This window comes from Streptomyces desertarenae (assembly GCF_042681365.1).
In the GTDB taxonomy this organism is placed as follows: domain Bacteria; phylum Actinomycetota; class Actinomycetes; order Streptomycetales; family Streptomycetaceae; genus Streptomyces; species Streptomyces desertarenae.
In genome coordinates, this window is record NZ_JBHUFU010000003.1 from 202,967 (window position 1) to 214,859 (window position 11,893).

General features: G+C 76.1%; 11 protein-coding genes. 5 read left to right on the forward strand and 6 right to left on the reverse strand.

Translation table 11 applies throughout. The annotated features are described in order from the left end of the window. Positions 1-93: 93 nt before the first annotated feature. The 3 genes from ACFSJS_RS07030 to ACFSJS_RS07040 all read left to right on the forward strand — a co-directional run bounded on the left by ACFSJS_RS07030 (position 94) and on the right by ACFSJS_RS07040 (position 4,590). Positions 94-951, forward strand: coding sequence for a 3-hydroxyacyl-CoA dehydrogenase family protein (locus tag ACFSJS_RS07030; protein WP_380897933.1), 858 nt, complete (start codon positions 94-96; stop codon positions 949-951). A gap of 187 nt (positions 952-1,138) precedes the next feature. After that, positions 1,139-3,118, forward strand: a complete 1,980-nt coding sequence (locus tag ACFSJS_RS07035) for a hypothetical protein (RefSeq protein ID WP_380897935.1) — start codon at positions 1,139-1,141, stop codon at positions 3,116-3,118. A gap of 5 nt (positions 3,119-3,123) precedes the next feature. After that, entirely contained in the window at positions 3,124-4,590 is a 1,467-nt protein-coding gene (locus ACFSJS_RS07040; protein WP_380897937.1) for a type 1 periplasmic-binding domain-containing protein, read from the forward strand. 66 nt (positions 4,591-4,656) lie between these two features. On the opposite strand, the gene ACFSJS_RS07045 is transcribed toward ACFSJS_RS07040, so the two are convergent. The 4 genes from ACFSJS_RS07045 to ACFSJS_RS07060 form a co-directional block, all read right to left on the reverse strand. Further along, positions 4,657-5,058 carry an OsmC family protein gene (locus ACFSJS_RS07045; RefSeq protein ID WP_380897939.1) on the reverse strand — a complete coding sequence of 134 codons (402 nt, stop codon included), beginning with the start codon at positions 5,056-5,058 and terminating at the stop codon, positions 4,657-4,659. Positions 5,059-5,140: 82 nt separating this feature from the next. After that, positions 5,141-5,551 carry an SRPBCC family protein gene (locus tag ACFSJS_RS07050; protein WP_380897941.1) on the reverse strand — a complete coding sequence of 137 codons (411 nt, stop codon included), beginning with the start codon at positions 5,549-5,551 and terminating at the stop codon, positions 5,141-5,143. A 101-nt stretch (positions 5,552-5,652) separates the two neighbouring features. Next, entirely contained in the window at positions 5,653-6,996 is a 1,344-nt protein-coding gene (locus tag ACFSJS_RS07055; RefSeq protein ID WP_380897943.1) for a 6-phospho-beta-glucosidase, read from the reverse strand. A 233-nt stretch (positions 6,997-7,229) separates the two neighbouring features. Further along, a complete protein-coding gene (locus ACFSJS_RS07060; RefSeq protein WP_380897945.1) occupies positions 7,230-7,466 on the reverse strand; it encodes a hypothetical protein in 237 nt (78 codons plus the stop codon). Between the two features lie 282 nt (positions 7,467-7,748). On the opposite strand from ACFSJS_RS07060, the gene ACFSJS_RS07065 reads away from it, so the two are divergent. Continuing rightward, positions 7,749-9,098, forward strand: coding sequence for an MFS transporter (locus tag ACFSJS_RS07065; protein WP_380897947.1), 1,350 nt, complete (start codon positions 7,749-7,751; stop codon positions 9,096-9,098). Between the two features lie 41 nt (positions 9,099-9,139). Continuing rightward, positions 9,140-10,312, forward strand: coding sequence for an anhydro-N-acetylmuramic acid kinase (locus ACFSJS_RS07070; RefSeq protein WP_380897949.1), 1,173 nt, complete (start codon positions 9,140-9,142; stop codon positions 10,310-10,312). Positions 10,313-10,354: 42 nt separating this feature from the next. Here the strand turns inward: ACFSJS_RS07070 and ACFSJS_RS07075 are convergent, their stop codons facing one another. Together ACFSJS_RS07075 and ACFSJS_RS07080 are read right to left on the reverse strand one after the other, a co-directional pair. After that, positions 10,355-11,005 (reverse strand): phosphoribosyltransferase, encoded by a 651-nt coding sequence (locus ACFSJS_RS07075; protein ID WP_380897951.1) that lies wholly within the window; start codon positions 11,003-11,005, stop codon positions 10,355-10,357. Positions 11,006-11,043: 38 nt separating this feature from the next. Continuing rightward, the gene (locus ACFSJS_RS07080; RefSeq protein ID WP_380897953.1) at positions 11,044-11,706 is read right to left on the reverse strand and encodes a dienelactone hydrolase family protein; all 663 of its coding nucleotides are present in this window, start codon (positions 11,704-11,706) and stop codon (positions 11,044-11,046) included. Positions 11,707-11,893 lie beyond the last annotated feature (187 nt).

Consider the following 11,893-nt stretch of genomic DNA (forward strand, 5'->3'; position numbering starts at 1 on the left):
CGCCCGCCGGCCGCGGCCGGCGGCACAGAACGGGCGCACCGGCCGTGCGGGCACCCACCGGACGCGGGCGGGCACGAGGAGGCAGGAGAGGACATGGCAGCGGCACCGGGGACGGTCGGAGTGCTGGGCGGCGGGCGGATGGGCGCGGGCATCGCCCAGTCCTTCGCGGCGGCGGGCTCGACCGTGGTCGTCGTGGAGAGCGGTGAGGAGGCCGCGGGGGCGGCCCGGGAGCGCGTCGCGGCCGGACTGCGCCGGGCCGCCGAGCGCGGGAAGCTCGGCGAGGAGGCCGAGCGGGTGCTGGAGCGCGTCACCGTCACCGCCTCCGTGGACGGCCTCCCGGCCGCCGCCGACCTGGTCGTCGAGGCCGTCCCCGAGGACGCCGCCCTCAAGGTCCGGATGCTGGCCGCCGCCGAGAAGGCCGTGGGCGAGGGGGCGGTGCTGGCCACCAACACCAGCTCCCTGTCGGTCACCGAGCTCGCGGGCGCGCTGACCCGCCCCGAGCGCTTCCTGGGCCTGCACTTCTTCAATCCCGTCCCCGCCTCCGCCCTGGTGGAGCTGGTCGTCGCCGAGCAGACCGCAAAGGGCACCGTGCGGGCCGCGCTGGAGTGGGTCCGCGCCCTGGGCAAGCAGGACGTCGTCGTGCGGGACTCGCCCGGCTTCGCCAGCAGCCGGCTGGGCGTGGCGCTCGGCCTGGAGGCGATCCGGATGGTGGAGGAGGGCGTCGCCGAGCCCGAGGCCATCGACACCGCCATGAGCCTGGGCTACCGGCACCCCATGGGCCCGCTGCGGTTGACCGACCTGGTCGGCCTCGACGTGCGCCTGGCCATCGCCGAGTACCTCCACGGCACCCTGGGCGAGCGCTTCGCGCCCCCGCGGCTGCTGAGGGAGAAGGTCGCCCGCGGGGAGCTGGGCCGCAAGACCGGACAGGGCTTCTACACCTGGGAGGAGTGACGGCACTCCACGCTCCGGGGCGCCCCCGCCCCGCGCGCCCCGGCGGGCCCGCGCCCCGTCGTACGCCCCGCCGCGGACCCCGCCGGAAAACGTCGCAGGGCGCTGTCGCCCGGCAACCGAACGTGGCATCCTCTCTATTCCTGCCGGCGGTTGGACGGTTGGTTCGTCACGGGGGAGGGCCGTTCGGGTGGAGCAGTCCGCAGCGGGGATGGGCATGCGCGGGCGCAGCGGGATCATGGCCCTCGTCGCCGAGTGCCTGGAGCAGCCGCACGGCACCGAGCGGCCGGTGACGATGCTGGTCGGCCCGCGGGGCAGCGGTGCCAGCGAGGCGCACAACGGCGCCATGGAGCGCTTCGGCGTGGACCACCCGTTCGCCTACCTCAACTTCGCCGCCGACCAGGCCCTGCTGCCCCGCTACGCCCTCGCCCTGATCGCCCGCCAGTTCGAGCGCAGGCTGCCGCAGTACCGGGCCTCCCACTTCCCCCGGCTCACCCTCGGACTGCTCGCCTCGGACCGCGAACTGCGGATGACCACCCGCTCGGAGGGGCGGCGCGCCATCCAGCAGCAGCTGGACCAGTTCCGGCAGCAGGCCGAGGACCGGTACGGCGACTACCTCGGCGCCTTCCTGGAGGTCGCCGGCAGCGCTCTGGGCGCGCCCAACGGCGCCCCGGCGGTGGTGGCCGCGCTGCTGCGGGACGCCGCCCGCGGAGGCGGGCGCAGGCTGCTGCCCGGACGGCGCTTCGCCGGCGCCCCGCAGTGGTTCGCCGCCCACCCGCTGGTGCCCTCCCGGGACCCCTGGGACGCGCTGCTGGAACTCAACATGTGGCGGCACAGCGGCACCGGGCAGGAGAAGCGGATCCTGGACCGGGTCCTCTTCGCGGCCTTCCTCGACGACCTCCGCCACGACACCGCCCGCCGGTTCGCCCCCGGCTCGTACCTGCTGCTGCTCGACAACTGCCACACCGACCAGGGGCGGCTGTTCCTGGAGCTGCTGACCGGGGCGCGGCGCGACGCGGCCCTGGCCGGCGCCGTCTGCGACCCGCTGACCGTGGTGGGCAGCTCCAACCGCTGGCTGGACAACTGGGGCCCCTCCTCCGGGGACCAGTGGCCCTGGCGGCTGCGCAGCCCCGACCGGGCCTCGCTCCGGGACTGGCGCGAGCGCCGCCCGGCCCATGACAGCGACGACTCCTGGTGGTATCCGCTGCGGTTGCGCGACCTCACCCTGGACGAGGTGCGCACCGGCGTCGAGCTGGCCTCGCCCCGCCACTCCGGGCTGGCGCCCTTCGTCCACCGGCTGACCCGGGGCCTGCCGGTGGCCGTGGGGCAGGTGATGGAGGTCCTGGACCTGGCCAACGCCCGCAGCCGCGGCGGCCGGGAGCTCGACCTGTGGCTGCGCTCCCTGCCCGGCCGGCAGATGCGCAGCACCCCCGGGACGAGCCTGGTCGACGCGGCCCTGGACCACCTGCTGGAGGACTTCTCGGCGACGCAGCGCGAGGCGCTGGTGCGCTGCGCGGCGGCCCGGGACCTGGCCATGGGCAGCCGGGTCCTCAACTCGGTGGCCCCGGGCGGTGCCGGCGAACCGCTCTTCAACGAGGTGCGCTCGCGCTGGCTGCTCGACCCCGACGCCCGCGGGCAGCCGCACCTGCACCCGTGGCTGCGCAGGCTGCTGCTGTGGCGGCTGGCCGCCGACCCGGACGAGTGGGACACCGTCCACGAGCTGCTGGCCGAGCACTTCGAGGCGGAGGAGCAATCCGCGGAGGCGCTGTACCACCGGCTGGCGGCGCACCACGTCGACGAGGTGGTCGACCGGCTGACCGGCCACTTCCGCGAGATGGCGGCCGTCCACTGGATCCGGTTGGTCAACGCGGTCACCTCCGCGCCCAACCGGCTGCCCTCCGACCGGCCGCCGGTGGAACTGCTGGGCGACCTGGCGCCCGAGGAACCCGCGCACGCCATCACCGACACCTCGGTGATCCGGGGCCTGGTGTGCGCGCGCTGGCTGTGGAGCGATCCGCTGGGGGATCCGGGGCTGCGGCTGAACAGCGTGATCGCGGCCCGGTACGACCGGCTGTCCGAACTGAGGGGGAGTGACATCGTGGCCCTGTACGACGAGGCCGAACGGTACCGGCGCTGGCGCCACCGGCCGGCCGGCACCGACGGGGAGTGAGGGCGGTGGCCGGGCGCAGGATCTCCCTGCTGACCGTCAAGCGCTCCGTGACCGCGGCCGTGGTGCTGGCCGTCCTGGCCGGCGCGACGCTGGTCTTCCTCGACTGGTGGGTCGAACGGCAGGCGCGCTGCGCGGACGGGGTGGTCAAGAGGGGGGCGGACGAGGAGTGCGTCGGCGTGACCGACGGCTCCTACGTCTTCGCCGACCACCTCGCCCCCGTGACGAAGCGGATCCGGGAGGCCAACGAGGCGGTCGTGGAGGAGGGGGACGACTACGTCAGCGTGGCGTACATGACCTCCTTCACCGTGCAGGAGGACGACAGCAACTCCGAGGAGTCGGTGCGGCACGAACTCCAGGGGGCCTATCTGGCGCAGCAGCGGTACAACGAGCGGTCCACCCCGAAGATCAGGCTGCTGATCGCCAACACCGGCAGCGACTCCGAGCACTGGCGGCACACCGTCGGCGAACTGGTCGCGCGCAAGGGCGACGACGGTGAGCGGCTGGTGGCGGTGGCGGGCCTGGGCCCGAGCACGGACCGCAACCGGGAGGCCCTGCGCGAGCTGTCCGCCCACGGCCTGGCCATGGTCGCCAGCACGATGACCGCCACGGACGTCAACGAGGACGAGGACGGCGGGAAGCTGAGGGGCTACGTGCGTGTCGCCCCGACCAACGTCGACGAGGCGAAGGTGGCGGCCGAGTACCTGCACCAGGAGGGCTTCGGCACGGCGATGGTCGTCCAGGACGTCGCGGAGCGGAACCTGTACGCCCGCACCCTGGGCGACGCCTTCACCGACGCGTTCCGCGAGGGTGGGAGGCACCGGCTGGTCGCCGAACGCAAGACCTTCGACTCCTCGGTGCCCGGCAACTGGAAGAGCGAGCTGCACTTCCTCTCCAACCAGCTGTGCTTCCACCGCCCCGAGGTCGTCTACTTCGCCGGGCGCGGGCAGCACCTCACCCACTTCCTGGAGGCGCTGTCCGACCGGGTCTGCCCGGAGTGGGACTTCACCGTGATGACCGGCGACGACACCACCAACCTCACCGCCCAGCAGGTCAGGAAGGCCACGGCCAGCGGCATCAGGGTGTACTACACCGGGCTGGCCCATCCGGAGATGTGGAAGGACGAGCCCGAGGGCGCCCCCGAGGGGCTGCAGGCGGCCTTCCGCGAGGACGGGCAGCTGGAGCAGTGGTTCGGCGACGACTCGCACGCCGACGGCCAGGCGATGATGTCCCACGACGCGGTGCTCACGGCCGCGCGCGGCGTGCAGATGGCCGACATCGGGGAGACCGGGGTGACCAGCGAGGCCGTCGGCAGGATGTTCCACCTCATGCAGGACAGCGAACGGGTGAGGGGGGCCAGCGGCTCCCTGTCGTTCGAGAGCGACGGCAACGCGCACGACAAGACGGTGCCGATCCTGCGGCTGGACCCCAACGGCATCCCGGTCTTCGTCCGGGTCCTCTCCCCGGAGGGATGAGGCCGCCGGCCCGCGGCCGGGACGTCCGCCCGGCCCCGCCCGATCTCTCCGCGCGGGCCGGCCGGGTCAGGTGGGCGGCGGGTCCAACTGGTCGCTGATGGGGCAGATGCGCAGTGCCTGGGCGATGACGCGCTCCCGCTGGGCGTCGTCCGCCGAGGGCAGGGCGACGTCGGCGGTGGCGGTGAAGGCGTAGTGCTGGCCGCCGCCGGTGCTCAGCCGCACCCGGGCGGTCACCTCGCTGCCCGCGGGGTCGACGCCGGTCTCGCCAGCGGCGATGACGACGGCCTGGTGCAGGCAGGTGGCCAGCGCGGCCGCGTACAACTGCTCGGGGTCGTACCCGTGGCCGCTGCCGCCGAGCTCGCCGGGGGCGCCGACCGGCAGGCCGGCCCTCCCGGAGACGTCCACCCGGCCGGTGCCGTGCAGGGAGCGGGCCTGGGCGGTGTACAGGTCCTGTTCGGAAGGGGGCATGGGATGAGGTCTACCCGGTGCCCCGCCCGGGAGGCGCCCCCAAAAGGCTGACGACGGCCCCGGGCGGGGCGTCTCGCCGCCGTCAGCCGGCGCGGTCCACGCGCATCCGCACCTGCTCGGCCAGCCGCTCCAGGCTCTGGTCGAGCGAGGCGTGGACGGCGTCCCGGGCAGGCGCGTGCTCCTCGTTGAAGAAGGACAGGTGCACGATCACCTCGCTGGCGCCGCTGCCGATGCCCGAGACCTGGAGCCAGCCCGCGTACGAGCCCTCGTCCCGGGTGCCCCACTCCGCGCGCAGCTGGTCGGGCCGGGCACGGAACAGGGCCCTCACGTCGTGCCCGGTGCGGTCCTCGTGCACGGTCACGGCGGGCAGGTCCTCCACGTGGGCGTGGAGGTCCACGGGGAGCCAGCGGTTCAGGGTGTCCGGGTCGGACACCTCGTCGAAGACCAGCTCGGGTGCGGCGGGCATGGTGCGGGACCGCTCGTATTCGCTCACCGGATCTCACTCCCGACGGTTCGGTGTGTCACAGGACCCAGAACGGCGTACCCGCCCAGGCCCCGGGCATCCCCGCCGGGGCCGGTCCGTTCGGGCGAACCTCACGGCAGGCCCGCCGCCGCCAGGATCCGCTCGGCCACCCGCACCGAGTCCACCAGCGGGTGCAGCGCCAGGGCCCGCAGCGCGGCGCGGCGGGAGCCGCTGCGGGCCGCCTCGATCGCCGCCCGCTCCACGGCCTTGAGGGCGAGCATCAGCCCCAGCTGGTCCGGGGCGACGGGGCCGGTGGCCAGCGGACGCACCCCCGAGGCGTCGACCAGGCACGGCACCTCGACCACCGCGTCGCCGTCCAGCCCCGGCACGGCGCCGCGGCCGGGGACGTTCAGGATCAGCGTGGTGCGCTCGCCGCGCGCGACGGCCCGCATCAGGGCGAGCGCGACCCGGTCGTAGCCGCCGCCGTCCAGGTCGCAGCTGTCGCGCTCCCAGCCGCCCGAGGCCTCGCGGCTGTCGGCCATGTAGGTCTCCTCGCGCTCCAGGCGGGTGCGCTCCCACTCCCGGTGCGCCTGCTCCGGGTCGTCGGGCCGGGCCGCCGCGTAGAAGCGCGACTGCTGCTCCAGGAGGAACTCGCCGCGGGTGGCCTGCGCGGAGGCGGCGGAGGCGACGGCCTCCCGGGTGAAGTAGTAGTAGTGCAGGTACTCGTTGGGCAGGGCGCCCAGGGTGCGCAGCCAGTCGGCGCCGAACAGCCGGCCCTCCTCGAAGGAGGCCAGGGCGGCGCTGTCGGCCAGCAGGCCGGGCAGCCGGTCGGTGCCGTCCACCGTCAGCCGGCGCAGCCAGCCCAGGTGGTTCAGGCCGACGTAGTCGTAGCCGGCGCGGTCCGGGTCGGCGCCCAGGGCGCGCGCGGCGCGGCGGCAGAGGCCGACGGGGGAGTCGCAGATGCCGATCACCCGGCCGGGCAGGCCCCGTTCGCTCAGCACCCGGTCCATCGCCTCGGTCACCATGCCCGCGGGATTGGTGAAGTTGATCAGCCAGGCCCCGGGAGCCGTCTCCGCGACGCGCTCGGCGATCCGTACGGCCACCGGCAGTGTGCGCAGGCCGTAGAGCACGCCGCCCGCACCCACCGTCTCCTGTCCCAGCACCCCCTCGGCGAGCGGGACGCGCTCGTCGCGGACCCGGCCCGCCAGGCCGCCGACCCGGATCGCGGAGAAGACGAAGTCGGCGCCGCGCAGCGCGTCGTCGAGGTCGGTGGTGACCCGCAGGGCGGGGGCCGGGCCGGTGCGGTGGCGGCGCTGGTGGGCCAGGACGGCGCCGATGGCGTCCAGCCGGGCGCGGTCGGTGTCGTACAGGACGAGTTCGGTGCAGCGGCCCGCGGGGTCGCCCGCGTCCTCCAGCAGCGCCCGGTGCACCAGCGGCACCCGGAACCCCCCGCCGCCCAGCACTGTGAGCCTCATGTCCGGCGACCCCCCGTCACGGCCTTCCACCCTCCGCTGCGACGACCTCGGACCCGTACGGTCCCTGTCCGGCCCCGGCCGGCCCCGCTCCGGCCCGCCCGTCCTCGGTGCGGTCCGCGGTGCCCGGCGCGGCCCGGGGCGCTGTCCACCGTCTCACACCGGGGACGCGTCCGGGCACGCGCCGCCGCCTCCCGGGCGGTTCCGGGGCGGGAGGCGTCGGCGCGCGGAAGCCCTCAGGCGTGGTCGACCAGTTCGGCGTGCCCCTGCACGCGCGCGCAGTGGGCGCAGCAGAAGAAGCGCCCGTCCGCCGACTGCAAGCCGTGCCCCAGGATGCGGCACTCGCAGTTCTCGCAGATGGGGGCCATGCGCTGGGCCGCGCACTCCAGGCTGTCGAAGATGTGGACGGCACCCGCCGCCCGCACCTCGAACGCCATCTCGTAGTCGTTGCCGCACACCTCGCACACGCTCATGGAACGTTTCCCTTCGGCCGGTTCGCCTGCTGGTCGGGTCAGCCGCAAGGATGGGGCGGGCCCCGGTCCGCCCGGCCCCGCGACGCGGCGCCCCGGCTCCGACCGGCGCACCGCAACCACCCGCCCGGCCGAGGCCCGGCCGGGGCGGACCGTCCCCAGAAGTGACGTGCCCTCAACAAAAGAGTCCGGAGTCCGGACATTCCCGCGCCTCCGGCGGGGCATGACTGGGCCTGACCGCGCAGGGAGCCCGCGAGGGGCCCCGCACGACCGGGAGGGCGGAGCATGACGGCGACCGCGGAGGTCCGTACCGGGGAAGGCGGCACGCCGCGCGCGTCGCGGCGGGCGCTGGTGGCGGGATCGGTCGGCAACTTCATCGAGTGGTACGAGTTCGGGGTCTACGGCTACTTCGCCACGATCATCGCGGCGCAGTTCTTCACGCCCGAGGGCGCGAGCGATCTGGAGGCCCTGGTGAAGACCTACGCCTCCTTCGCCCTGGCCTTCTTCTTCCGCCCGGTCGGCGCCGCCCTCTTCGGGCGGGTGGGCGACCGCATCGGCCGCCGCCCCACGCTGATCCTGGTGGTCCTGCTGATGTCCGCCGCCACCGCGGCCATCGGCCTGCTGCCCACCCACGCCGCCGTCGGCGCGGCCGCGCCCTGGCTGCTGACGCTCGTCCGCGTCGTGCAGGGCCTGTCGGCGGGCGGCGAGTTCGGCGGCGCGGTCTCGGTGATGACGGAGTTCGCGCCGCCCGGCCGGCGCGGACTGTACGGGGCGTGGCAGTCGTTCACGGTGGCCCTGGGCCTGCTCGCGGGCGCCGGACTGGCCGCGCTGCTGGCCACGGTGCTGAGCGAGGAGGCCCTGCACGACTGGGGCTGGCGGCTGCCGTTCCTGCTGGCGGTCCCCCTGGGGGCGGTGGCCCTGTGGCTGCGGCTGGGGCTGGAGGAGACCCCGTCCTTCCGCCGGTCGGCGGGCCGGGGGCCCGGCGGGCCGCGGACCGGGCCGGCGGCCGCGTCCGCCGCCGTCGCGCGGCCGTCCGCCGCCGAGACCCTCCGGGCCGTCGCCGCGGGGGTGGGGCGGCTGATGGGCTGGTCGGCCGCCGGCTACACCTTCCTGGTCGTCATGCCCTCCTACCTCCAGACCACGCTGGGCGCCTCCTTCCGGGAGGCGCTGGTCGCCACGGTGGTGGCCAACGCGGGCTTCGCGCTGGCCATCCTGCCCGCCGGGGCGCTCAGCGACCGGATCGGACGCCGGGCGGTGATGGGTGCCGGCACGGTGCTGCTGATCGTGCTCGCCTTCCCCCTGCTGAACCTCCTCCAGGACCCGGGCTCCTCCACCGCCGCCAGGTCGGCGGCCGTGTTCGCCGCGGGCGCGGCGGTGGGGCTGCTGGCCGGCCCGGGGCCCGCGATGCTCGCGGAGATGTTCCCCACCACGGTCCGCTACACCGGCCTCGGCCTGGCCTACTCGCTCTCCAACGCCGTCTTCTCCGGTTCGGCCGGCCTCGTCATCACCGAGCTGATCAAGCGGACCGGCGACGCCGACATCCCCGCCTGGTACGTGGCGGCGGTCTGTGCCGTGGGACTGCCGGCGCTGCTCACCCTGCGCGGCGACGACCACCGCCGCGCGCTGCGCGACTGACCGCCGGACGGACCGCGGAACGACGAGGAGAGGACACGGACGTGAGGGTGATCGGACTGATGTCGGGCACCTCCTGCGACGCGATCGACGCGGCGGCCGCCGACCTGGCGATCGAGGACGGCACCGTCGTCCTCACCCCGCTCGGCTCCCTGGACCACCCCTTCCCCGGGGACCTGCGCCGCGAGCTGCTCGCCGCGCTGCCGCCCGCGGCCACCACCATGGCCGACGTCTGCCGGCTCGACACCCTGCTCGGCCAGGCCCTCGCCGCGGCGGCCGGGCGGGCCGACCACGACCTGTGCGGCGGCCGGGCCGAGCTGGTCGTCTCCCACGGCCAGACCCTCTACCACTGGACCGAGGGCGGCCGCGTCCTGGGCACCCTCCAGCTCGGGCAGCCCGCCTGGATCGCCGAGCGCACCGGCTGCACCGTCGTCTCCGACCTGCGGCCGCGCGACGTCGCGGCCGGAGGGCAGGGGGCGCCGCTGGTGAGCGCCCTGGACGTGATGTGGCTGCGCGGCCGGCCGGGGGTGCCCGTCGCCCTGAACCTGGGGGGCATCGCCAACATCACGGTGGCGGCCGGGGGACGCGGGCCGCTGGCGTACGACACCGGCCCCGCCAACGTCCTGCTCGACACCGCCGTGCGGGAGCTGACCGGCGGCCGCGCGGACCGCGACGCCGACGGTGCGCTGGCCGCCGCCGGAACCGTCCACGCGCCGCTGCTGGAACGGCTGCTGGCCGAGCCCTACTACACCCTGCCCCCGCCCCGGACCACCGGCCGGGAGCTGTTCAACGCCGCCTACCTGCGGACCGCGCTGGACGGCTTCGGCCACCTGCCCGCCGAGGACGTCCTGGCCACGCTCACCGAACTGACGGCGCGCACGGTCGCCGACGCGGTGCGCGGTGCGGGCGGCACGGAGGTGGTCGCCTCGGGCGGCGGAACCCGCAACCCCGCCCTGATGGCCGCGCTCGGCCGGGCCCTGGGGGGCGTGCCGGTGCGCACCTCCGACGAACTCGGCCTGCCGTCGGACGCCAAGGAGGCCTACGCCTTCGCGCTGCTGGGCTTCCTGACCGTCCTCGGGCTGCCCGGCACCGTGCCGTCCTGCACGGGCGCGCGCCGGTCCGTCGTCCTGGGCTCCGTCACGCCGGGGCGGCACCGGCCGCCGCCGGCGCCGGGCGCCCCCGGCGCCGCGGTCCCCGACCGGCTCCGCGTGGCCTGAGCGCAGCCCCCGCCGGACCCGGCTCCGCGCGTCCCGCGGCCCTCAGGCGGCGGCCGAGGCCCGCAGCACGGCGACGACCTCCTCGTCCCCCACCTGGGTGAAGTCCTCGTACCACTGCCCCACGCCCCGGAAGTCCGGCGGCCGGGACAGGCACACCAGCCGGTCCGCCTCCGCCTCCAGCGCGGCCGCGGCCTGCGGCGAGGAGACGGGGACGGCGAGCACCAGGCGGGCCGGCCCCCCGGCGCGCGCGGCGCGCAGCGCGGCGCGCGCGGTGACCCCGGTGGCCAGCCCGTCGTCGACGACGAGGACCGTCCGCCCTCCGACGGCGGGAGCCGGCCGGCCGTTGCGGTACAGCTCCTCTCGGCGGCGCAGCTCCGCCCGCTCCCGCTCGACCTGCGGGGCGAGTCCCTCGGGCGTCAGGCCGAGCAGGGCGAGGGAGCGCCGGTCGAAGAGGACGGGCCCCTCGCCCGCGACGGCGCCGACCCCCAGCTCCGGGTTGGACGGGGCGCCGACCTTGCGGGCCACCAGCACGTCCAGCGGCGCGTGCAGCACGCGGGCGATCTCGTCACCCACCGGCACCCCGCCCCGGGGCAGCGCCAGGACCAGCGGGTCCTCCAGCTCCCCGGCCCGGTGGAGCTCACGCAGCGGCTCGGCGAGCATCCGGCCCGCCTGCCTGCGGTCGTGGAAGCGCATGGTCTCCTCCCTCCGGTCCCGCCGCCCGCCGGCAGGCGTCACGCGGCGTCCGTCCGCCGGGCCATGCGGACGAACCAGTCGCGCGCCGCCGCGGCGACCTGGTCGAGCGCGCCGGGTTCCTCGAACAGATGGGTGGCGCCGGGCACCACGTGCACCGTGCACGGGGCGACCAGCCGGGCGGCCGCCTGCTCGTTCAGCCGCAGCACCTCCCGGTCCTCGCCGCCGACGATCAGCAGGACGGGCGCGCCGACCCGGTCCAGCGCGTCGCCCGCCAGGTCCGGCCGGCCGCCGCGGGAGACCACGGCCCGCACCGTCCCGGGCCGGTCCGCGGCGGCCGCCAGCGCGGCGGCGGCTCCGGTGCTGGCCCCGAAGAGGCCGACCGGCAGCCCGGCGGCGGCCCGCTGCGCGGTGAGCCAGTCGACGGCCGCCACCAGACGCCGCGCGAGCAGGGGGATGTCGAAGCGGTGCCCGGCGGTGGCGGCGTCCGTCCGCTCCTCGGCCTCGGTGAGCAGGTCGAACAGCAGGGTGCCCAGGCCCGCGTCCCGCAGGACGCCGGCCACCGCCCGGTTGCGCGGGCTGCGCCGGGAACTGCCGCTGCCGTGGGCGAACGCCACCAGGCCGCGGGCCCCCTCGGGAACCTCCAGGTCGCCGGCGAGATCGGCCCCCGGGCCGGTGGGGATGCGGGCTGTCTCGGGGAGCATGCGGCACCTCCCGCGTGCTGGACGTCCGTGTCCGCCGGGGTACCCGCCGGACACGGCGCCATGCGCTCCGGGGCTTCGGGGCCCGGCGGTCACTCCCCGTCCGGGCCGGGCTCCCCGTCCGGGCCGGGCTCCCCGTCCGGGCCGGGCTCCCCGTCCGGGCCGGGCTCCCCGTCCGGGCCGGGCTCCC